General features: G+C 63.4%; 19 protein-coding genes. 8 read left to right on the top strand and 11 right to left on the bottom strand.

Annotated elements, in window-relative coordinates; translation table 11 throughout:
* The first annotated feature begins 1 nt into the window (after window position 1).
* A complete protein-coding gene (locus IEW81_RS07055) occupies window positions 2–763 on the top strand; it encodes a succinate dehydrogenase iron-sulfur subunit (RefSeq protein ID WP_097059264.1) in 762 nt (253 codons plus the stop codon).
* Between the two features lie 102 nt (window positions 764–865).
* Here the strand turns inward: IEW81_RS07055 and IEW81_RS07050 are convergent, their stop codons facing one another.
* Both IEW81_RS07050 and ptsP read right to left on the bottom strand, forming a co-directional pair.
* On the bottom strand, window positions 866–2,476 hold the full coding sequence (locus tag IEW81_RS07050; RefSeq protein ID WP_097059263.1) for a sigma-70 family RNA polymerase sigma factor: 1,611 nt from the start codon (window positions 2,474–2,476) through the stop codon (window positions 866–868).
* Window positions 2,477–2,630: 154 nt separating this feature from the next.
* A complete protein-coding gene (gene ptsP, locus IEW81_RS07045; protein ID WP_097059767.1) occupies window positions 2,631–4,280 on the bottom strand; it encodes a phosphoenolpyruvate--protein phosphotransferase in 1,650 nt (549 codons plus the stop codon).
* Window positions 4,281–4,366: 86 nt separating this feature from the next.
* Between ptsP and IEW81_RS07040 the strand changes: the two genes are divergently transcribed.
* The 7 genes from IEW81_RS07040 to IEW81_RS07010 all read left to right on the top strand — a co-directional run bounded on the left by IEW81_RS07040 (window position 4,367) and on the right by IEW81_RS07010 (window position 10,287).
* Window positions 4,367–5,320, top strand: a complete 954-nt coding sequence (locus tag IEW81_RS07040; RefSeq protein ID WP_097059262.1) for a YihY/virulence factor BrkB family protein — start codon at window positions 4,367–4,369, stop codon at window positions 5,318–5,320.
* Window positions 5,321–5,360: 40 nt separating this feature from the next.
* A complete protein-coding gene (locus tag IEW81_RS07035; protein ID WP_097059261.1) occupies window positions 5,361–6,206 on the top strand; it encodes an exodeoxyribonuclease III in 846 nt (281 codons plus the stop codon).
* A 31-nt stretch (window positions 6,207–6,237) separates the two neighbouring features.
* Window positions 6,238–7,245, top strand: a complete 1,008-nt coding sequence (trpS, locus tag IEW81_RS07030; protein ID WP_097059260.1) for a tryptophan--tRNA ligase — start codon at window positions 6,238–6,240, stop codon at window positions 7,243–7,245.
* A complete protein-coding gene (locus IEW81_RS07025; protein WP_097059259.1) occupies window positions 7,242–7,793 on the top strand; it encodes a GNAT family N-acetyltransferase in 552 nt (183 codons plus the stop codon). The genes trpS and IEW81_RS07025 overlap by 4 nt, the downstream gene beginning before the upstream one ends.
* Complete coding sequence (locus IEW81_RS07020) at window positions 7,790–8,491, top strand: HAD family hydrolase (RefSeq protein WP_097059258.1); 702 nt, start codon at window positions 7,790–7,792, stop codon at window positions 8,489–8,491. The genes IEW81_RS07025 and IEW81_RS07020 overlap by 4 nt, the downstream gene beginning before the upstream one ends.
* Window positions 8,492–8,572: 81 nt before the next feature.
* Window positions 8,573–9,457, top strand: coding sequence for an ABC transporter ATP-binding protein (locus IEW81_RS07015; protein WP_097059257.1), 885 nt, complete (start codon window positions 8,573–8,575; stop codon window positions 9,455–9,457).
* Window positions 9,454–10,287: an ABC transporter permease gene (locus IEW81_RS07010; RefSeq protein ID WP_097059256.1), complete on the top strand. Its 834-nt coding sequence runs from the start codon at window positions 9,454–9,456 to the stop codon at window positions 10,285–10,287. Before IEW81_RS07015 ends, IEW81_RS07010 begins: the two co-directional genes overlap by 4 nt.
* A 134-nt stretch (window positions 10,288–10,421) precedes the next feature.
* Here the strand turns inward: IEW81_RS07010 and IEW81_RS07005 are convergent, their stop codons facing one another.
* The 9 genes from IEW81_RS07005 to IEW81_RS06965 all read right to left on the bottom strand — a co-directional run bounded on the left by IEW81_RS07005 (window position 10,422) and on the right by IEW81_RS06965 (window position 21,038).
* Window positions 10,422–11,402: a D-ribose ABC transporter substrate-binding protein gene (locus IEW81_RS07005; protein ID WP_097059255.1), complete on the bottom strand. Its 981-nt coding sequence runs from the start codon at window positions 11,400–11,402 to the stop codon at window positions 10,422–10,424.
* A gap of 38 nt (window positions 11,403–11,440) precedes the next feature.
* Window positions 11,441–12,562 (bottom strand): ABC transporter permease, encoded by a 1,122-nt coding sequence (locus IEW81_RS07000; RefSeq protein ID WP_097059254.1) that lies wholly within the window; start codon window positions 12,560–12,562, stop codon window positions 11,441–11,443.
* Window positions 12,563–12,582: 20 nt separating this feature from the next.
* Complete coding sequence (locus IEW81_RS06995) at window positions 12,583–14,046, bottom strand: sugar ABC transporter ATP-binding protein (protein WP_229671293.1); 1,464 nt, start codon at window positions 14,044–14,046, stop codon at window positions 12,583–12,585.
* A 62-nt stretch (window positions 14,047–14,108) separates the two neighbouring features.
* Window positions 14,109–14,744 (bottom strand): DUF2291 family protein, encoded by a 636-nt coding sequence (locus IEW81_RS06990; RefSeq protein ID WP_218839941.1) that lies wholly within the window; start codon window positions 14,742–14,744, stop codon window positions 14,109–14,111.
* Window positions 14,741–15,730 (bottom strand): alcohol dehydrogenase catalytic domain-containing protein, encoded by a 990-nt coding sequence (locus tag IEW81_RS06985; protein ID WP_229671292.1) that lies wholly within the window; start codon window positions 15,728–15,730, stop codon window positions 14,741–14,743. Before IEW81_RS06985 ends, IEW81_RS06990 begins: the two co-directional genes overlap by 4 nt.
* Before the next feature lie 461 nt (window positions 15,731–16,191).
* Window positions 16,192–17,133 carry a sugar-binding transcriptional regulator gene (locus IEW81_RS06980; RefSeq protein ID WP_179691717.1) on the bottom strand — a complete coding sequence of 314 codons (942 nt, stop codon included), beginning with the start codon at window positions 17,131–17,133 and terminating at the stop codon, window positions 16,192–16,194.
* A 59-nt stretch (window positions 17,134–17,192) separates the two neighbouring features.
* Window positions 17,193–18,692 carry an FGGY family carbohydrate kinase gene (locus tag IEW81_RS06975; RefSeq protein ID WP_179691716.1) on the bottom strand — a complete coding sequence of 500 codons (1,500 nt, stop codon included), beginning with the start codon at window positions 18,690–18,692 and terminating at the stop codon, window positions 17,193–17,195.
* A 46-nt stretch (window positions 18,693–18,738) separates the two neighbouring features.
* Window positions 18,739–18,993, bottom strand: a complete 255-nt coding sequence (locus tag IEW81_RS06970) for a biotin/lipoyl-containing protein (RefSeq protein WP_097059249.1) — start codon at window positions 18,991–18,993, stop codon at window positions 18,739–18,741.
* Entirely contained in the window at window positions 18,993–21,038 is a 2,046-nt protein-coding gene (locus tag IEW81_RS06965; protein WP_179691715.1) for an alpha-ketoacid dehydrogenase subunit alpha/beta, read from the bottom strand. The genes IEW81_RS06970 and IEW81_RS06965 overlap by 1 nt, the downstream gene beginning before the upstream one ends.
* Between the last annotated feature and the right edge of the window lie 10 nt (window positions 21,039–21,048).

Here is a 21,048-nt window from a genome sequence, read left to right as displayed (position 1 = left end):
CATGAGCAACGCGGTCATGGAAAGCAAGCCGAGCATCCCGGAAGAGATTCCCACGTTCACGGCCACGCTCATCATCCGACGCTTCGACCCCGAGGTGGATGACGAGCCGCGCTGGCAGGACTTCGACGTGCAGATGCACGGCACCGACCGTGTGCTCGACGCCCTGCACAAGATCAAGTGGGAACAGGATGGGTCATTGACCTTCCGCCGCTCGTGCGCGCACGGCGTCTGCGGCTCCGATGCTATGCGCATCAACGGCCGCAACCGACTGGCGTGCAAGACGCTCATCAAAGACCTCGATATCTCGAAGCCGATCTACATCGAGGCCATCAAGGGCCTGCCGCTGGAGAAAGACCTCGTCGTCGACATGGAGCCGTTCTTTGACTCCTTCAAGAGCGTCAACCCGTTCCTCATGGCGGGAAGCGTCCCGAAGGCCGGGAAGGAGCGCAAGCAGAGCCCCGTGGAGCGCGCGCGCTTCGATGACACGACCAAGTGCATCCTGTGCGCTGCCTGCACCTCCAGTTGCCCCGTGTTCTGGACCGACGGACAGTACTTCGGGCCTGCGGCAATCGTGAATGCGCACCGGTTCATCTTCGATTCCCGCGACGACAACGCCCAGGTTCGCCTGGACATCCTCAACGACAAAGAGGGCGTGTGGCGCTGCCGCACTACCTTCAACTGCACCGACGCCTGCCCCCGGGGCATCCAGGTGACGCAGGCCATCGCCGAGGTCAAACAGGCCATCCTCCGGGGCAAGGCCTAGGGCTTTTTCCGGAGGGATGCCCCGCGGGTGCCGAGCTTGAGGGAGGCTGCCGCGGAAGCAACCGGACCGGCGGAACGCCCAGGCCTTCAGTTGAGCAGGTTGTCAGCCGAGCAGGTTGACGGTGACGCCCGAGCCGCCGCTGGTGAGCAGCAGCGGCTTCACGAGGGCGTCGATCAGAGAGTCGGCGGTGCCGAGAACGGTCGCCAGGGCGCCGCCTCCGGGAAGCGTGCTCTTCAGATAGGCGCGATCGACGTGCTGGACCAGGTCGAGAGAACTCACTCCGCCCGGGATCCCAGCCGCATTGAGCACCCAACCGCCGGTCGCACTGACCGTTGTCGTCGCATACACCTGGCCCGCTGCCTGCAGCGAGAGTTGCGCGCCGGGCGTCGCTGAACCGGCAAGGTTGAGGGAGAGGTCGGCAACGACCGCACCGCCAGTCACCGAACCGACAACCCCCGTGACTCCGTCGACCACTCCGCCGACAGCTCCTCCCAGATCGCCCTCGAGCGCCTGGCCGACACCGCCGAGGACGGTTCCCACCCCGTCGGTGACTCCACCCTCACGAGGACCGCCAAGCAAGTCCATCACGGCCTCGGGCACGGCGAGTCCGAGGTTGGCAGCGTCGTCAATGCGCGTTCCCGAGTCCTGCGCCGAACCCCATCCGGAATCGCCCTGCGCTGCCGCGCTCTCATCGAGCTCGGAGACGGACGTGCTCGCGGTGTCGTCGACAACGCTGTCCAGGGGGCCGAAAGAAACTGCAGACCCCGAGACGAGCACGACCAGTGCAAGGGTTCCCACCACGCCGATGGAGGTCCCGGCGATGCTGAAGAACCCGAGGGCCCCTGTGGTCGCGGCTCCCGGGCCGAACACCGCTGGCACGGCCGGGATAGTTCCGACGCTGGCCGCCATGGCAGAGCCAGCCCCTCCGTACGAGGCGAGCATGGCGCCACCGGCGACACCACCCAGCAGGATGGGAAGCATCACGAAGGCCAGCCGCGATCCGACCTCGTCGACCTCCTCATTGATGATGGCGCACTTGGCGCAGGTCATGAGGTGGGCATCCAGCCGCTCGGTGTCTCGTGCCGTCAAGCCCTTTCGGGCGTGCTCGCCTATGCGCGAGATCGTCCATTGGCATTCCCCGGAGGCCGTGGCGTCGTTGATGTGGGCCTGCAACCAGGCCTTTCGTAGCCCTTCGCGCGCCCGGTACGACAGCGCCGCGACACCGTTGGCGGTCATGCCGAGCACCGGCGCGACCTCGTGCGGATCCATTCCTTCGACCTCGGTGTACCACAGCACCGACTGCCAGCGTTCGGGGAGACTGCGAAAGGCACGGGCCGTGAGTGTGCGGTCCAGGGCGATGGCCGCTGGATCGTCGATCGTCGCCGGGTCTTCGAAGTCGGCGATATCGGCGACCTGCACGTCCCTGGAGGCGGCACCCCATGTCGAGGCGAGGTTGCGGATGGTCGTGTAGAGGTAGGGGCGGAAGGCTCCGGTAGGGCCGCCGCCCGTAAGGACACGCTGGTAGATGCGGGTGTACGCCTCGGAAACGAGGTCGTCCGAATCTATCGACGATGTGAACTGTCGGGCGACGCGAGCGCCCGAGCGGAAGTGGCGACGCCACAGCTCCGCGAACGCGCGCTGGTCACCCGCGCGAGTCTGCTCGACCAGTGCCTGGTCCGAGATGGGTGGCTCTGCGCCGTCGCTACTATTCATCCCCTTGGTCCCTTCCCCCCAGAATCGACTACCCCATTGTGCCGTGCTGGCACGCAATTCCCCCAGCTTTCCCTCAACCTGAGAGACCGCCGAGCGGGGCAATTATGACGCCGATCCTCCAAAATAATTCCAAATATTAATGGGATGCCCCGGCTCAGGGCCCGACGGCCGCGGCGGCCGCGCGTGCCCCGGCGGCCGTCGACGCACCGAGGGCAGCGTCAGCTCGTGCTCGCGCCTGCTCAGGATTCACCGTCGCAAGCTCTGCCCGCACATCCGCGAGCGCCGCCGGTGTCATCGACAGGGTGGTCGCACCGAGACCGACGAGCACCACGGCCAGCTGAGGATCTGCGGCCGCCTCACCGCAGATTCCGACGCCCTTGCCCGCGACGGCCCCGGCATCACCCAACATCTTGACGAGTCGGAGCACGGCAGGATGCCACGGATCCTGGTAGCTCGCGACGGAGCCGAGCATCCGGTCTGCCGCCATCGTGTACTGGGTCAGGTCGTTCGTACCGATCGACACGAAATCAGCCGCGGCCAGCACCTGGTCTGCCATCAGGGCGAGCGACGGGATCTCGGCCATCACTCCGACCGTCTTCAGACCGAGGGCCTTACCGAGCTTGACGAAGTACCGGGTCTCTTCGGCGTCGGCGACCATCGGTGCCATGACCCAGAGGTCGGCCTCCGTCGCATCCTGCGCGCCTTTCAACGCCGTGAGCTGGTCGAGCAGGATCTGCTCGCTCGCCCTCAGGGCACGCAGCCCACGGAGCCCGAGCGCCGGATTCTCTTCGTGGGCGCTATTCAGGAAGGCGAGAGGCTTGTCTGCCCCGGCGTCGAGAGCGCGCACCACGACCTTTTTGCCGGGGAAGAACGACAAGAGCTCGGTGTACCTGGCCTGCTGGTCGGCGACGGTCGGTGCCGTCTTCGAGTCGAGGAACAGGAACTCGGTGCGGAACAGGCCGACGCCCTCGGCACCCAGCTCGACGGCCTCCAGCCCGTCTTTCGGCGAACCGACGTTGGCCAGTAGCGGGATCTTCGTGCCATCGGAGAGCGCGCCATCCACGACCGGGATGGTCGACGCGGCGGCGCGGGCAGCGATGCGCGAGTTCGCGTCGGCGATGGCCGCCTCGGCGGGGTCGATCGTGACGAGCCCTGCCGCGGCATCCATGATCACAACAGTGCCGTCGGCGATCTCGAGCGCACCTGGCACCCCGACGATGGCCGGGATCGACTTCGACCGGGCCAGGATCGCGGTGTGGCTGGTCGGGCCGCCGTCGCGGGTGATCAGGCCGAGCACCTTGTCGAGATCGAGGAGCGCCGTATCGGCGGGAGCGAGATCCGCAGCGATGAGAATGAACGGGGTGTCGCTGGTAGGCACCCCCGGTGCCAGCACCCCACGCAGGTGCGCGATGATGCGCTGCGACACGTCACCGAGGTCGGTCGCCCGCTCGGCCATGTAACCACCCATGCCGACCAGGATCTCCTGGAACGCCGCGAACGCTTCGAACACCGCACGCTCGCCCGACTTACCGGCCTCGATGCGCTCTTTCACGTCATCGGTGAGCATCGGATCCTGCGCCATCATGGACGCTGCCTCGAGCACGGCCTGGGCCTCTCCGCCCGCGGAGGCACCCTTCGCCGCCAGCTCGGCGGCTACGGCCGAGAGCGACTTTTGCACTATGGCGTATTCGGCGGCAGCATCGCCGGTGTGGCGGTCGTCCGTGGGCTCCGGCAGCGGGTCGGGCATTCTCAGGATGGGCCCGACGGCGATTCCGCGGCCGACTCCTACGCCGTGCAAATCCATCTGCCGGTCCTCTCCATCGGGGTTGTGGCGGTGCACGATCGAGACCGACACGATACCGTCCGCATCAGCCTAGCTATGGTGGAGTGATGGCGTTGATGGAGAAGGTCACAGCAATCACCGCGCGGGTGATGAAACTGAAACCCGTGCGTGTGTTTCTCCACTATGCAGCGCACAACGGACCGCTGATGGCCGCCGGCCTGTCATTCCAGGCCATCTTCGCGGCGTTCGCGGCAATCTGGGTCGGATTCGCGATCGCGGGCTTCGTGATCAGGTCGAATCCCGAATTCGAAGGCGCATTCCTCGGTCTGCTGCGCTCCAACGTCCCCGGCCTGATCGGGGGAAACGGGAGCGACGGGGCGATCAAACCCGACGAACTCTTCTCGACCGGGATCCTCACCTGGACGGGCGCCATCGCCGCCGTCGGGCTCCTCTTCACCGCGCTGGGCTGGCTCGCCTCGGGTCGCGACGCCGTGCGCAACATCTTCAGCCTCTTGCCCGCCCCCACCAACTTCCTGCTGCTGAAGGTCAAAGACCTCGGTATCGCGATCTTCTTCGGCCTCGCCCTGATCCTGTCCGCCGCGGTCACCGTGCTCAGCACAGCCGCCCTGGCGACGGTCATCGGGTGGCTCGGCATCGACTCCACCTCGGATTTCACCGTCATCGTGGTGCGCATCGCCGGCCTCCTGATCGCACTCATGCTGGATATCGTCGTGCTCGGTGCGTTTTACAGGGTGGTGTCCGGCATCCGCATCCCGTGGCGGATTCTCGCGCAGGGAACCATCATCGGAGCCGTTGCCCTCGGCGTGCTCAAGGCCCTGGGTAGCAGCCTTCTCGGCGGCGCGACCCAGAACCCCCTGCTCGCATCGTTCGCGGTGATCATCGGTCTGCTCATCTGGTTCAACGTCATCTGCCAGGTGATCCTGCTTGCAGCGTCATGGATCTCGGTGAGCTCGGAAGACAGGGGTGTGAGCCTCACCGGCAGCCAGAAGCACGGTAAGAAGACCGACGCGCGACCCAGCGACACCGCGACGGCGCTGTAGCTGCGGCCGCAGCGTCGGCAGCCGTCGGTAGGCTCGAATCATGGCTACACGACTTCGCATTGCATCCGTCAACACCAACGGCGTCCGCGCCTCATTCCGCAAGGGAATGGGTGACTGGCTGGCGGCACGCGACGTCGACATCCTCGCGATGCAGGAGGTGCGGGCGTCCACGGAAGACCTCGAGGGGCTGCTCGGCCCGGAGTGGACCATCCTGCACGACGCCGCGACCGCGAAGGGCCGCGCGGGGGTGGCACTGGCATCCAGGAATCCGGCGCAGGTGCACAGGGTGGCCCTGGGCTCCGATGATTTCGACAGCGCGGGCCGCTGGCTGGAAGCCGACTACGAGGTCGGCGGCCGCAGCGTCACCGTGGTCAGCACCTATGTCCATTCCGGAGTGGTCGACACCCCGAAGCAGGTCGAGAAGTACAAGTTCCTGGACGCCATGACGGCACGGATGCCCGAGATCACCGCCCATACCGAGCTCGCCGTGATCGTGGGAGACCTCAATGTCGGGCATCGTGAGCTCGACATCAAGAACTGGAAGGGCAACCGCAAGAGCGCCGGATTCCTGCTCGAGGAGCGCGCCTACTTCGACAGGTTCTTCGGCCCCCGTGGCGAAGCCGTAGAGGGTGTTGACGGCACGGTGGCGCCCGGGCTCGGCTGGGTCGACATCGGCCGCCGGTCCGCGGGTGAGGTCGAGGGGCCGTACACCTGGTGGTCGCAGCGCGGCCAGGCGTTCGACACCAACACAGGGTGGCGCATCGACTACCACGTCGCAACCCCCGAGCTTGCGGCATCCGCCAGCAACTACACGGTTGATCGCGCCACCGCCTACGACCAGCGCTGGAGTGACCATGCGCCGGTTGTGGTCGACTACGGGGTCTGAGGCGCGCATTCCGATCTGGGAGAATGGTGGCATGAGCGCCAAGCCCCGACTTTTCTCCGGCATGCAGCCGTCGGCCGACTCCCTCCAGCTCGGCAACTACATCGGGGCCCTCCTGCAGTGGAAAGAGCTGCAGTCCACGCATGACGCCATCTTCTGCGTCGTCGACCTGCACGCGATCACCGTTCCCCAGGATCCGGTGCAGTTGCGCGCGGCCACGAGGCGCACCGCCGCCCAGTACATCGCCGCGGGAATCGACCCGGCCCAGTCGATCCTCTTCGTACAGTCACAGGTCGCGGCGCATCCACAACTCGCGTGGATGCTGAACACCATCACCGGATTCGGTGAGGCTTCGCGCATGATCCAGTTCAAGGAGAAGTCGCAGAAGCAGGGCGCAGACGGCACCAACGTCGGGCTGTTCACCTACCCCGTTCTGCAGGCAGCAGACATCCTGCTGTACGACGCCGAGATCGTGCCCGTCGGCGAAGACCAGCGCCAGCACATCGAACTCACCAGGGATCTCGCGAACCGCTTCAACACCCGTTTCGGGCACACCTTCGTCGAGCCGGAGGCCGTCATCCAGAAGGAGACGGCAAAGGTCTACGACCTGCAGGCACCCACCAACAAGATGAGCAAATCTGCGTCGAGCACGGCGGGCGTGGTCTGGATGCTCGACGAGCCAGCCGTCACGGCGAAGAAGATCATGTCGGCTGCGACAGACAGCGGCCGGGAGGTGCGGTTCGACAGTGTAGAGAAGCCGGGCATCTCGAACCTGCTGACGATCTACGCCGTGCTTTCCGGGCGCACGATCGCCGACATCGAGCGGGAGTACGACGGGCACGGTTACGGCGACTTCAAAAAGGGTCTCGCCGAGGTCACGGTCGACACGTTCAGCCCGATCCGCGCCAGGACCCTTGAGCTGCTGGATGACCCCGCCGAACTCGACCGCATCCTCGCCGGCAATGCAGACCGCGCCGCTGGAATCGCCGACGCCACACTCGCCCGGGCCTACGACCGCATGGGCTTCCTAGCGCGCGCATGATTCCCGCAACGCTCACCACAGCTCGGCTGAGGCTCGACGCGATCAGCTCGGCCGACAACGACGCCGTCTTCGAGTACTGCAACGACACCGACTTACAGGGTTACGTCCCTGTCCCCGTGCCGTACACGCATCAGGCGGCGGCGAGCTACACGGAAGGTTACGCACCCAAGGCCCCCTGGCTGTGGGCGATCCGACTCCTCGAGGAGCAACGACTGCTGGGTGTGATCGAACTGAAGCCGCACGAACTGCGCTCTGCGGAGCTCGGTTATTGGCTGGGGGATCCTCATCGTGGCCAGGGGATCATGACCGAGGCCGCCATGGCAGTGATTGACTTCGGCTTCAGTGCCGACGGCGCCGCGCTGGCCCACATCGACTGGTGCGCGGTCGTGGGAAATATCGGCTCGGCAACCGTCGCGCAAAAGATCGGGATGCGATACGAGGGGCTGCGCCGGCAGTCACTGCCGCATCGCGACCGCCGCCTCGACGCCTGGTTCGCGAGCATCCTGAGCACCGACGACCGCGAGCCGCAGACAGGCTGGCCGCTGTGACCATCGCCGTCGTCCTGTTCGATCTCGATGACACCCTGTTCGCCCACCGGTACGCCGTCGACACCGCGATCGCCAGATTCCTCGACACTGATGATCCAGCCGAGGTCGTGCGCTGGCACGACCTCGAAGAGCTGCACTACCCGCGCTATCTGTCTGGGGAGCTCGGGCTCATCCCGCAGCGACGAGTGCGGGCTCGGGCGATGGCTGAGCCCTATGGCCTGGCGCTCACTACCGACACCGAGGCCGACGCCTGGTACGACAGGTACTTCGTGGAATACAGACGGGCCTGGTCGCTGCACACCGACACCATCCCGTGTCTCGATGCGCTGGATGCCGCCGGACTGAGGATCGGGCTTATTACCAATGGAGATCTCGCGTTCCAGACCGAGAAGCTCGAGTTGACGAGCCTCGATTCGCGCCTCGAGCACGTGATCGCGAGTGGCGACGTGGGCTTCGCGAAACCGGATGCCCGCATCTTCGCTCTCGCCTGTGAGAGGTTCGACGTGCATCCGTCACAGGCGGTCTATGTGGGCGATCGTCTCGAGACGGATGCCGTCGGAGCGGCGGGGGCCGGCTTGACCGGGGTGTGGCTCGATCGCTCCGGCGCCGGCGCCGTGGACGAAGTCGCCGCGCACGACCCTGCGGCGGGAATCCACACCATCACGACCCTCGCTGAACTGCCGGGGTTGCTCGCCTGACCCCGCATCCAGCGTTCGGTGGATGCGCCGCCCTCCGGTGGATGGCGGTGGAACAGCTCCCGGCAGGGGCACTATCGACTCATGACAACCACCGACCCGGTCGTGAGGGTGCGTGATCTCCACAAGCGCTACGGCAGCTTCCCCGCCTTCGACGGCGTGAGCTTCGACATCCATCGCGGCGAGACATTCGCCCTGCTCGGCCCGAACGGCGCGGGCAAGTCCACCACGATCGAGATCCTCGAGGGCTACCGCAATCGCACGAGCGGTGAGGCGAGCGTGCTCGGGGTCGACCCCGGCAGGGGTGGGCTCGAATGGAAGGCCAGGCTCGGCATCGTGCTGCAGTCGACGGGCGAGAGCGGCAACGTGACAGTGCGTGAGCAGCTCACCCACTTCGCCGGTCTCTACCCTCACTCTCGCGACGTGGACGAGGTGATCGCTGCGGTAGGGCTCGTCGACAAGCAGAAGACGTTGATCCGCAAGCTGTCAGGCGGCCAGCGCCGGAGGGTGGATGTGGCACTCGGCATCATCGGTCGCCCCGAGTTGCTGTTCCTGGACGAACCGACCACGGGCTTCGACCCCGAGGCCCGGCGCCAGTTCTGGCAACTGGTCGAGGGCCTGAAACAGGATGGAACGACCATCCTGTTGACCACCCACTACCTCGACGAGGCCGCCCGCCTGGGCGACCGTGCCGGCGTGATCACCGGTGGCAGGCTGATCGACATCGGCGGGATCGACGAGATCGGTGGAGCCGAATCCCGCGTTCCGATCGTGCGCTGGAGACAGGATGGCGTCGAGAGGAGCGTGCGCACGACCGAGCTCGGCCTGGTGGTCGCGCGAGTCGTGGCAGAGGTCGGTGAGCCGCAGGGGCTGGAGATCATCCGTCCGAGCCTCGAAGACATCTACCTTCAACTGCTAGCCGACCACGCGGCCGGAGAGGCCGCCGACCTGATGGAGAACGCGCCATGACCGTCACGAGCATCCCGACCCTGCAGGCCGGCCGGACCGTGCTTCTAGGGCTCAGCCGCGTCCGCTACGAGGTGAAGACGTATTTCCGCCAGGGTGACTCCGCCTTCTTCTCGTTCCTGTTTCCGCTGGTCCTGCTCACCATCTTCTCTGTGGCCTTCAGCGAGCAGAACTTGGGAACGGAAGATGCCCCCCTCAGCGCTGCAGCGTTCTACCTTCCCGGGATGATGGCGGCCGGCCTGCTGCTCAGCGGGCTGCAGAACCTCGCGATCGATATCGCGGCGGAGAAGGGCGACGGCACTCTGAAGCGCCTGGCCGGTACTCCCCTGCCCGTGCCGAGCTACTTCATCGGCAAGATCGGGCAGGTGTTCGTCACGGGGATCCTGCAGGCTGCGATGTTGCTGGTAGTCGCGCGGGTCGCCTTCCAGATGGAGCTGCCCACGCAGCCGGAGAAATGGGCGCCCTTCGCCTGGGTGTTCGTGCTCGGGGTATCGACCTCGGCGATCCTGGGAATCGCGCTGAGCGGGCTGCCCCGAAGCGGCAAGAGCGCGACGGCCGTCATCATCCCGATCGCTCTCGTGCTCCAGTTCATCTCGGGCGTATATCTCGGCTTCTCGCAGCTTCCGGAGTGGCTGCAGACTGTGGCCAGCGTCTTCCCGCTGAAGTGGATGGCGCAGGGCATGCGCTCCGTGTTCCTGCCGGAGGATTTCGCCTCACTCGAGCAGGGTGGAACGTGGGATCTCGCGGGCGTCGCGATCGTCACGGCGATCTGGCTCGTGGTCGGACTCGCGGTGACCCGTATGACGTTTCGTTGGATCCGCAAGGATAGCTAGGGCCCGGTAACAGCTATTCCACAACTGCGGCGGTGACGACCGGCCGGGGTGGAGTGGGCGCCAACCGTCTGCGATCAGGGAATGCCCGAGCCGGAACCCACCAGTCATCTGGTCGATTCCGGCCCGGGCATCTGTTAAGGGTTGATGCTGAACGAGCCGTACTTGGCGATGTTGTCCTTGTTGATCAGGAAGCAATCGAAAGTTTGCTTCTCGGTGGCAACCCCGGTCTTGCCGGACTTGAGGAAGGCATCAGCCTGGGTCACAGCTGCAGTCGCGTAGATCGTGACGGGCTGGAGAACCGTGTAGGCCATGGAGCCGTCAGCCACCGCCGCAGCAGCATCCGGGGAACCATCGAATCCACCGACGATGACGTCGGTACGGCTGGCTTCCTTGAGGGCAGCGATCGCACCCAGTGCCATCGTGTCATTTCCTGCGATGATCGCGGTGATCTCCGGGTGAGCAGTGAGCAACGTCTGGGTCTTGTCGTGAGCTTCCTTGGTGTCCCAGTTTGCAACTTCCTGGCCAACCAACTTCAGATCCGGATACTGCGAGAGCACCGATGCATAACCGTTGGACCGGGTCGCGGCGTTGTTGTCACTGGGCTTGCCCTTGAGTTCGACGTAGATGCCCTTGCCACCGGTGGCTTTGACGAACTCCGTCGCGCCCAGTGCCGCGCCCTGTGCATTGTTGGACACGAGCTGGCCCTTTGCAATGCCCTCCTCGTTGATCTCGGCGTTCACGAGGAAGACGGGGATTCCCGCATCCGTCGCCTTCTGAACCGCACCGATCGACCCATCGGCGTCGGCCGGGTCGATGATGATCGCGACCGATTTGTTGGTGATGGCGGTGTCGATCAGGTCGCTCTCGAGCTTGGAATCACCCTTATGCGCTGACACGTTAGCTGTGTAGCCAAGTTTCTCAGCCTCGGCCTTGGCCGCGTCGCCCTCTGCAGTCCAGTACGGGTTGGCCGGGTCGTTGACGATGATCGAGATCAACCCTCCGCCATCGGAGGCTGGCGCGGCGTTGTCATCGGGGGTAGGGGTCGCGCCGGCACATCCGGCCATCGCGACAACAACGGTTACTGCGGCAAGCGTTGCTGCTATTTTGCGAAACATACTGCTTTCCTCTCGGTGATGGGTAGTCGCCCAGGTTGCTAGGCGACGTTCTTCTCTGCCCTCGGTTCGGCGGGAGCCGACGAGACTGCGGCGAAGGAAGCTGTGGGGGGTGGAGAGTCGGGGCCTCTCTTGCGCCCCCGGTAGTGAATGGCGTTCAGCATGACTGCCAGCACGATCACGCCGCCCTTGAAGATCATCTGCCAGTACTCGGAGACGCCGATGATCACGAGTCCGTCTGAGAGGAAGCCGATCACGAAGGCGCCAAGCAGGGTGCCGCGGATGGCTCCGATACCTCCGGCGAGACTTGCCCCACCAATGACTACCGCGGCGATAGCGGTGAGTTCGAAGGTCTCACCAGCGACCGGACTGGCACTGGTGAGCTCGGAAGCGATGATCACCCCGGCGATGGCTGCACACATGCCCGAGATGACATATACGCGAATCTGCACCTTCTTGACCGGGATGCCCGACAGCTCGGCCGCGCGATTGTTGCCACCTGACGCATAAATCCAGCGGCCGAAGACCGTGCGGTTGAGGAGGACGCTGAGCAGGATGGCAATCACGAGCATGATCACGACGCCCACCGGGACCCCGAAGACCCGATTGAAGCCAAGCCAGTTGAAGCCTGTGTTTCCGAGGTCGGCCGATCCCTGCAGTTTTGGAAACGTGAGGCCGCCGGTAATGAGGAGAGCTGCGCCGCGCACCACGTAGAGCATGCCCAGCGTGGCCACGAAGGGGGCGACCCTGAATCGGGAGATCAGCACCCCGTTGATGAAACCGATCCCTGCGCCACAGGCAACGGCGATCAAGACGACGACCCACACTGCTGGGAACAACTTGATACCAAGCGCCGGTATGTCGACTCCCTGCATGAGCGAACCAGCGATGATGCCGGCAAACCCGAGAGTAGAACCGACGGACAGGTCGATACCGCCGTTCAGGATGACCATCAACATGCCCATCGACAGGATGGCGAAGACGGCGACGTGCGCTGACATCTGAAGGATGTTGTTCAGTGACAGGTAGTTGGGTGATAACACCGAGAAAACGATGATGATGATGATGAGCGCAAACCACGCCCTCCCCCTCAACAAGGTGGCTCGAATATCGAACCCGTCATTGAAAAGCGAAACCAGGCGTGTGGGTTTTGACGTGCTCATGAGTTGTCTCCTCCTGAGATCTAGGCGAGTACGGCTTCGCCGGACGCGGACATTATCTGTTCTTTGGTGACGTTAGGCCCGAAGGATGCCAGGATCCGACCCTTGTTCATGACCACGATGCGATGTGCGATGCTGAGGCATTCGCCGACTTCGGAGGTTGAGTAGAGCACCGCAACACCCTGGCTGGCCAGCGACGAGAGAAGACCAAAAACCTCCGCCTTCGCCCCGACATCGATGCCACGACTCGGCTCGTCGAGCAGAATCACTGTCGGGTTGGTGGCCAGCATCTTGCCGATGACGACCTTTTGCTGGTTGCCTCCACTGAGAGAGCCGATAGCGGCTCCCCCGCCGTTTGTCTTGACGTGCACCTTCGCGATCTGGTTATCAACGAGCCTGGATTCCGAAGTGGAAGACATTAGCACCCCCTTCACCAGCGACTGCAGGCTGGCGAGGGACAAGTTGTGCCCGACTGTCATTGTCTGCACGAGGCCGTCGCGCTGACGATCTTCGGGCACCAGTCCAAGACCGCGTTCTATGCGCTGGGCTATCGACAGTTTCGCCACGTCCATGCCATTGAGCAGAACCTCACCGGACGCTATGGAACCACGGCCAGCCACGGCTTCGAGCAGTTCCGTGCGGCCGGCACCCATCAGGCCGTAGACGCACACAATTTCACCAGCGCGGATATCGAGTGTGAGGTTGTTGACCAGGTAGCGGTCGGGGTTCGCCGGATCTGCAACGCTGACCTGCTTGACCTGCAACACGGTCTCACCGAACTCGTACCCCGTGGGCGGTGTGCCCAGGTCGAAATTGCGACCGACCATGTTCGAGACGATCCACACGAGGTCGATGTTGGCGGCCTCGTCCTGCGCCACGATCTCACCATCACGCAGAACCACCGCGAAGTCCGTGATCTGCAGGGCCTCCTCAAGGTGGTGCGAGATGTAGACAATAGACACTCCGGATGCGGTGAGATCGTGGATGACCCTGAACAGGACCTCCACTTCGTTCGCGCTGAGCGCCGAGGTTGGCTCATCCATGATCAGGATGCGCGAATTGACCGACAGTGCCCGAGCGATCTCGACGATCTGCTGCTGGCCGAGGCGCAACTCGGAGACCAGCGTCTTCGGACTGATGTTCTCTTCGAGGCCCTCCATGAGGGCTCGCACGGCCTTTTCTTCTGCTGCATAATCGACGGTGCCGCGATTGGTCGTGATCTCGCGGCCCATGAAAATGTTGTCGCGGACCGACAGGTTCGGCGCAAGGCTGAGTTCCTGGTGGATGATCGAGATGCCTTTTTCGCGGGCGTCGACAGTCGAAGTGAATTCAACGGGCTGACCGTCGAGGATCAGCTGTCCTGATGTGGGGACCTCAACGCCCGAAAGGATTTTCATGAGCGTCGACTTTCCGGCGCCATTCTCTCCGAAAAGCGTGGTGACGGCGCCCCGGTGCACCTCGAAATTGACCCCTTTGAGAGCGTGCACGCCGCCGTATCGTTTAACGACCGAGCGTGCACTCAGGAGAACCTCACCCTGCATCACCATCGCTAGTTCACCTCGATCGCGACGGGGGTGATTGTGTACGCCCCCGGGTTGACCAGCTGAAAGGCACCGGTCACAGTGACCGTCTTCCCATTCAGGTCTGCCGCCTTCACCTTGGCGAGCACCTGCGTCTTGAGCTCGTTGTTCAGGGCGACTCCAGCATCCTGGTATTCGATCTGGTTAGTGAAGTCGGCGAAGTGGATGGTGCCTGTGGCGTCACGCAGATCGGTTCCGCCAATGGCCGGGCCGGTCTGGATCCGCACAGTGATGGCAGAGGGAACGCCGTCAACAGTGAACGGAACGAAGCCAGCTGCATCCGCCGGCCCGGCGACAGCGGTGAACGTCACGGGGAACACCGGAAACGACGTGCCCTCCACAACACCGTATTTCCCAACGGCACCCGCCTGGTCGGCAGCCAGGGCCGTGGCCACGTCACCCAGCGGGGCCGCGGTCTCGATGATCGCGGCAGACACTTCAGGGAAATGCTCAGCCCCGAACTGTTCGGAGTTGAATTCCACCGGCTGGTTTGCTGTGAGTTCAGCGCCGGAGATGACCTTGGTCGACAGACTGATCGCAACGAGCACGACGATGAGCACGATGGCCCAGACGCCACGCCGCTGCTTTTGTGACATGTTCTTCATCCGTGGAACACCTTTGATCCTGAGTCGTTGGGTCTGATCTGCAGTTTTCGGCCGGTGCCCTTGCGGAACATGTCCAGCGCTTCGGCGTAGTCCTCGAGGCTGAAGGAATGGCTGATCATGGCGGCGCTGTTGATGGCGCCCGCCTCGAACATCTCAACTGCCCGACCGAAGGAATTCAGGACCGCCATTGTGCCAACGACGGAGATCTCATCGCGATAGACCCTGAACGGGGAATATGACGCGAACGCGTCAGCCGGCGCAACGCCAAAATGCTGGAAAGTACCGCCGGGCTTGACACGGGGCAGACCATCCTCGATGGCACGGAGGTTGCCGGTGCAGTCTATGACCACATCCCACGTCTCACGATCGGATTCATTGGCGCTGGTGAAGGCCTGCGTCACGCCTACTTCTTTTGCCGTCTCGAGGCGGTGCTCATTGACGTCGATGATTGTCACGCTGGCGGCTCCCGCACGGGGAGCCAGCTGGGCCATCAACAGGCCCATGGTCCCAGAACCGTAGACGAGGTAGTGCTCACCCATCCTGCGAGGAAGGAGGTCGTAGGCGTGGATGGCACAGGCCAGCGGCTCGATGAGCGCGGCGTGGTAGATGTCAGTTTCCGGCCGGAGCTTGAAGACGTTGGCTGCTGGTGCCGTGAAGCGCTGCTGGGATGCGCCGTCAGAGGCCACGACGCCGAGCCCGTTCCAGAATCTGCAGAGATTGGCTTTGCCGGTGAGGCAGAATTCACATTCACCACAGGTGGTTGAGGGGTTCACGGCAACGTGATCGCCCAGTGCCACATGGCTCACGCCTTCGCCGATCGCAACGACCACCCCGGTTGCCTCATGCCCGGGCACCAGGGGGAAAACCGTTCCCTCGAACTCTCCGTCAAAGACATGCGTATCGGTTCCACACACACCCACTGCCGCGACTTCGACGACAACTTCCTTGGCACCAGCAGTCGGCTCAGGCCGATCTACGAGACTCATTTTTCCTGCTGATTCAAAAACCACAGCGCGCATCTGCTTTGACACTCCATCCCGGTCCCACCGGCTCGCGCCGGATCTGGATTGCTTCCCACTGAAACGGGTATCGACCTGAGTGCGGCTGAGCATGGGCCCGACAGCGTTGTCAGTGTCGACACCGATATGCCGAAACTTCCCGATTGGTAGAAAGTTCCTGCAATATCGATACCGATTTGTGGTTTTGCTTCATCAAACTGATGTCGACCAAGTGAAGGGATTCACATTTGTGCACCCGATCACCGTTGTGAGAAGTGTAATGCGGAGATGCCCGATGTCAACCTCCCCCGCAAGAGACGCTACCAAAATGAGACTTTCTAGTAACAGCTCCCCGACATGGACACTGGATTGAGCCATGGACGCCACTGACCGGGCACGTTTGCACGCGAGCACGAGCACACAGGGGAAGCGGCTGGCTCGCCGTTACGTCACTGGAGTCCGGCGAGGCCTTGCGCCAGTGAATCATCGACTATCAGAACCTGCACAAACCCACCCCGGATCGCAGCTCTCACCGCTTTCGCCTTCTCGCTGCCGCTGGCCACCACGACGACGGTCTGGATCGCTGTGATTTCGTCCAGGTCGAGCGACAGGGTGCGGCGACTTATCGCAAGGTCGATCTGATCGCCTTTGTCATTGTAGAAACGGCCGCAGATCTGTCCGACTGCGCCGAGATCCAGCGCCTCCTGCGTCTCTTCCGGAGTCACGTTGGCCCGCTTCAGAAACAGGTCAGAGCTGCCGCTGGCGAATTGGCCAACCCCGACGATAGCGACGTCACAGCCGCGAGCAGCCGCGAGCGCTTCGGCGACCTGCGGCGTCTGCGCAAGCGCTATGGCCGTCTCCTCGTCGCGGATGGCCGCCGGAGCATTGAAGTAGCGGTAGCGCCCACCGAGCTTTTGGGCCAGGTTTCGCACGAGATCGTGGCCGGAGAAGCGCGAATCGATACTGAGCTCACCGGCAATCTGCACCACTTCCACATCGACGCGCCTGTCGAAGTGAGAGCTTTCAACCATGGCCTCAATCGTGCTGCCCCAGCACAGCCCAAGACGATCCTGATCTCGCAGGTTGATGTCGAGCCAGGCCGAACAAGCCTGGCCGACGTTCAGCAGCCCGTGGCTCGCCCGCCCCACTCCTGATGCGCGGGTGGGCACGACTATTACTTCACGCACGCCCTCCGCGGCAAAACTGGCAGTCAGCCTTTGCTCGAGGACAGGGTCGCGGTCCAATGGATAAGCGATTTCAAAACGAACGATGTACTGCTCGCGGGCTGCGGTGAGCATTCGGGAGACGTTGGAACGAGTGACACCCAGGGTGGCCGCGATATCGGCTTGCGACTGCCCCTGGATGTAGTAGAGAAAAGCAGCGTGCGCCAATCGCTCTTCCCTCATTCGAGCCATTGCACTATCCCCCATGCGCCCATATTTGTGAGTCCCTAGCCTAGCAACTCGGGGACTCGAGCCTCCCTTGAGCCGGCTTCTAAAGTCGACTGCGTGACTTTCTGCCAGTGCTCAAATCCACCTTCGGCGTACGACCTGTCCGCCGCGGGGACGAACTGGGCACACGCCCCTTCTTCTCTCGAACTTGCCGGAATGTCAATACCGAGGAAGGCAGCGGCTGCTCGCGCCGCACCGAATCCAGTCAACTCTCGACTCGGCGGTCGTACGATGACGCGATTGGCCAGATCTGCCAGGAGTTGGCACATGTAGTCATTGCTGGCCGCGCCACCGTCGACTGACAGCGGGCCATGACGCTGCGCATTCGGAACTGCCGACACGAGGTCGAAAGCCTGGAAGGCCATACTCTCGATGCCTGCCCGAAGGATGTCACGAGCATCGGTGTCCATTGTCAGGCCATGAATTGATGCCCCCCGGCCCTTCAGCCAGCGGGGAGCGCCGAGCTCTGTGAACGACGGCACGACCGCGACACGCCCCTCCGGTGGCACAGTGCTTCGCGTCACCAGCGCGTTTGAGTTGGCCGGCAACTGGAGGATGCGGTCCAGCCAGGTCACGGTAAACCCGGAATGGAAGGCTGATCCCTCCATTTCGTAGACGACTGACTCATTCGCGTGAGACCAGGCAACGCTGGTCACGAGACCCTCACCCAGCGTCGCTTCGGCTCCCAGATTGACCCCGACTACGCAGGAGGTGCCAAAGGTAGCTTTCGCGTCACCAACAGACACACAGTCGTGCCCCAGCAGCGAGGCCTGCTGGTCGCCGATCATGCCCGTGATGGGAATTCGCGCTCCCACGATACCGACGTCGGTGAAACCGAAGTCGCTGCTGGTGGGGTGAATAGCCGGCAGGGCCGCGAGTGGGATTCCCAGCGCCTCCGCCAACTCGCCATCCCACTCGAGATCCTGAAGATTCAAAAGCTGATAGCGGGAAGCGTTAGAAACATCCGTGGCGTGGGTGGCCCCGCCGGTCAACACGAAGAGCAGCCAGGAGTCAACAGTCCCGACCGCCACTCTTCCCGCTGCTGCATCTGCTCCGATGTCCGGGCGCGCATCGAGAAGCCAGGCGATTTTGGATCCGAAGAAGAAAGTATGGTTCGACAGGCCGGTCTTGACCCGGATCTGCTCAGACAAGCCTGCGTCGCTCCAGCGGTCGACAATATTCTGGCTCTGCTGGGACATCCACATGATGCCGTCGTGTACCGGCTCCCCGGTCTTCTTATCCCAGGCGATGGCCGTCTCGCGCATGTTGGTGATGGCGATGCTTACGGGAGTCGGGCACAGGGCGAGCGTTGATCGCAGCACCCTGATAGTTGCCGCGGCAATAAGCCCCGGGTCAACCTCGATGCGGTTGCCCACCATCGGCCTGAGCGCTATCGACTCTGTCGCGCCGACACTGTGTGCACCAGTGTCGACGTCGACGATGAGACAACGCACAGACTGCGTGCCGCAGTCGATGGCAATTATTTGGGTGCCAGGCAAAGTACTACTTCCTTGTAGAAACCGTTTGTTGCTGCCGTACACGCCGCTATTCTGGGGCGGTCTCGCCTTCGTCACCGATATAAGCGATGACGGTGCCCGCGGTGACGCTGGTCTCCGCGGCCGCGACGATCTTGAGCAGTATGCCGTCAGCAACGCACTCGACATCAAGCTGGGCTTTATCAGTCTCGACGCTGAGAAGGGGGTCGCCCATCTCGACGGTGTCGCCTTCCTTGAAATACCATTCCTGGATATAGGCCTCGTCGCTGGTCTGACCGAGCGCTGGCATGATAATCGCTTCCATTACGCCTCCACTAATTTTTCGCGTCTGTGATCCATGGCAAGGACGGACCGCAAGGCCGCCTCGATATCTTCCTTCTGAGGCAAGACAGCTGCCTCGAGCGGCGGGGAGAACGGCATCGGGATATCCCGACTGGCGACCCTGCGCACCGGAGCCTTGAGGTCAGTGTAGAGCTCGTCCGAAATTCGAGCACTCACTTCTGCACCCCAGCCACCTGTGAGGTGTGCTTCGTGGGCTATCACCAGGCGACCAGTCTTCCTGACGCTGTTCGTCACGGTGGTCCAGTCGAACGGCGAAAGCCACACCGGGTCGATGACCTCGATCTCGATTCCCTCTTCTGCCAGCTTCTCGGCCAATTCGAGCGCCGCGTAAAGCTCGGTGAACGTAGCTACGATCGTCGCGTCCGTGCCGAATCGGCGCACTCTCGCCTGTCCGACCGGCAGCGCGAAATTCTCCTCTGGCACGAATGCCTTGGTGTCGATCGAGCCCGCCTCCTTGCGCTTGGCGCCATAGAGCAGCTTGTGCTCGAACACGAGCACCGGGTCGTCGTCGCGAATGGCCGCGGTCAGGGCGCCCTTTGCGGTATACGGATCCGAGATGCACAGCACCTTGATTCCGGGGACGTGCATGAAGAAGCTTTCAGGGTGCTGGGCGTGCTGGGCGCCGCGCTGGGACGCGCCGACCGGGCACCGCAACACCATCGGAATGGTCAGCTTCCCATTGGACATGTAGCGCTGCTTCGCAGCCTCGTTGACCAACTCATCCATCGCCTCGAACACGAAGTCGGCGTACTGCAGGTCGGGCACTGTGCGCAGCCCCCCGATCGCCGCACCGATGGAGGCACCGATGATGGCCTTCTCGCTGATCGGGGTATCAATCACCCGATCGCGGCCGTATTTCTCGGCAAGTCCCTGGTAGACCCCGAAGGCCCCACCGAAGCCGCCTGGCACGCCGACGTCTTCGCCGAGCAGGATGAGAGTCGGGTCGAGCGCGAGCTCGGCATCCAGGGTTTCGCGGATTGCCTCGGCTATCGACTTGGTCCGCTCCTCGGGCCCGAGTTCAAGAGGACCGGCACCTTCGACCACCTGGGGTGGATTACCGAACATGATGTTGGGAGCGAGCGCTGTCACCGGGTCGGGCCATGGAGCATTCTGGGCGTGCTTGAGGGCGACCGAGATGCGCTTTTTACCTCGCGACGTGGCCTCCTTCACCTGCTCTTCGCTTGCTATCCCGTCCTTGATGAGCGAGTCACCGTAGGTTGCGATGGGGTCTTTCGCGAGCCAGTAAGCCTCTTCGTCCTTTGTGCGGTATCCGCGGGCATCGCCCCTGCTGTGACCGACGTAACGATAGGTCAGGTATTCCAGGAGCACAGGTCCCTTGCCGCTGCGGGCCGTTTCGATGGCTTTCGCGGCCGACTCGCGGACTGCGCGGATGTCCATGCCGTCGACCTGTTCCGAGGGAATGCCGTACGCAGCTCCCCTTGAGGCGACGTTGATGTTGCGGGTCGTCTCGTGGAATGGAGTAGACGCGCCGTACATGTTGTTCTCGCACACGAAGACCACCGGCAGGTTGAAAGCTGCCGCGTAGTTCACGCCTTCATGGAAGGCTCCTTCGTTCACAGCCCCGTCGCCGAAGAAGCAGACCACGACGTTATCGGTGCCCTTCATCTTCAACGCTGTCGCAATTCCGGGCGCGATGGTGATGCCACCGCCGACGATGGCGATCGAAGGCAGGATGCCGAGCTCGGGGTCACCGAGATGCATCGAGCCACCCCGACCACCGAGGCAGCCTGTCGCCCGGCCGTAGATCTCGGCCATGCCTGCTGACGGGTCAAGCCCCTTGGCCAGGGCGTGTCCGTGGGGACGATGGGTAGAGGTGATCCAGTCTTCTTTGCGCAGCAGAGAACAGACTCCGACCGCGACGGCTTCCTGACCCTGGGATTGGTGCAGGGTGCCGGGGATTTCCCCCTGGAGATACCGCAGGTAGGCAACCTGCTCGAACTGGCGGATCAGAACCATCTCTTCGAGCAGGTGGAGACTCTCATCCAACCCGAAGTGC

This window comes from Salinibacterium xinjiangense, assembly GCF_014645015.1.
In the GTDB taxonomy this organism is placed as follows: domain Bacteria; phylum Actinomycetota; class Actinomycetes; order Actinomycetales; family Microbacteriaceae; genus Rhodoglobus; species Rhodoglobus xinjiangensis.
The sequence above is the reverse complement of the archived record's forward strand: the minus strand, read 5'-3'. Positions and strand labels throughout refer to the sequence as shown.

Coding starts and splice junctions, on each gene's coding strand:
- IEW81_RS07055 (WP_097059264.1), top strand. CDS start 2: ATGAGCAACGCGGTCATGGAAAGCAAGCCGAGCATCCCGGAAGAGATT.
- IEW81_RS07010 (WP_097059256.1), top strand. CDS start 9,454: ATGACCGTCACGAGCATCCCGACCCTGCAGGCCGGCCGGACCGTGCTT.
- IEW81_RS07015 (WP_097059257.1), top strand. CDS start 8,573: ATGACAACCACCGACCCGGTCGTGAGGGTGCGTGATCTCCACAAGCGC.
- IEW81_RS07040 (WP_097059262.1), top strand. CDS start 4,367: ATGGCGTTGATGGAGAAGGTCACAGCAATCACCGCGCGGGTGATGAAA.
- IEW81_RS07005 (WP_097059255.1), bottom strand. CDS start 11,402: ATGTTTCGCAAAATAGCAGCAACGCTTGCCGCAGTAACCGTTGTTGTC.
- IEW81_RS06985 (WP_229671292.1), bottom strand. CDS start 15,730: ATGAGTCTCGTAGATCGGCCTGAGCCGACTGCTGGTGCCAAGGAAGTT.
- IEW81_RS07025 (WP_097059259.1), top strand. CDS start 7,242: ATGATTCCCGCAACGCTCACCACAGCTCGGCTGAGGCTCGACGCGATC.
- IEW81_RS06990 (WP_218839941.1), bottom strand. CDS start 14,744: ATGAAGAACATGTCACAAAAGCAGCGGCGTGGCGTCTGGGCCATCGTG.
- IEW81_RS07000 (WP_097059254.1), bottom strand. CDS start 12,562: ATGAGCACGTCAAAACCCACACGCCTGGTTTCGCTTTTCAATGACGGG.
- IEW81_RS06970 (WP_097059249.1), bottom strand. CDS start 18,993: ATGGAAGCGATTATCATGCCAGCGCTCGGTCAGACCAGCGACGAGGCC.
- ptsP (WP_097059767.1), bottom strand. CDS start 4,280: ATGGATTTGCACGGCGTAGGAGTCGGCCGCGGAATCGCCGTCGGGCCC.
- IEW81_RS07035 (WP_097059261.1), top strand. CDS start 5,361: ATGGCTACACGACTTCGCATTGCATCCGTCAACACCAACGGCGTCCGC.
- IEW81_RS07050 (WP_097059263.1), bottom strand. CDS start 2,476: ATGAATAGTAGCGACGGCGCAGAGCCACCCATCTCGGACCAGGCACTG.
- trpS (WP_097059260.1), top strand. CDS start 6,238: ATGAGCGCCAAGCCCCGACTTTTCTCCGGCATGCAGCCGTCGGCCGAC.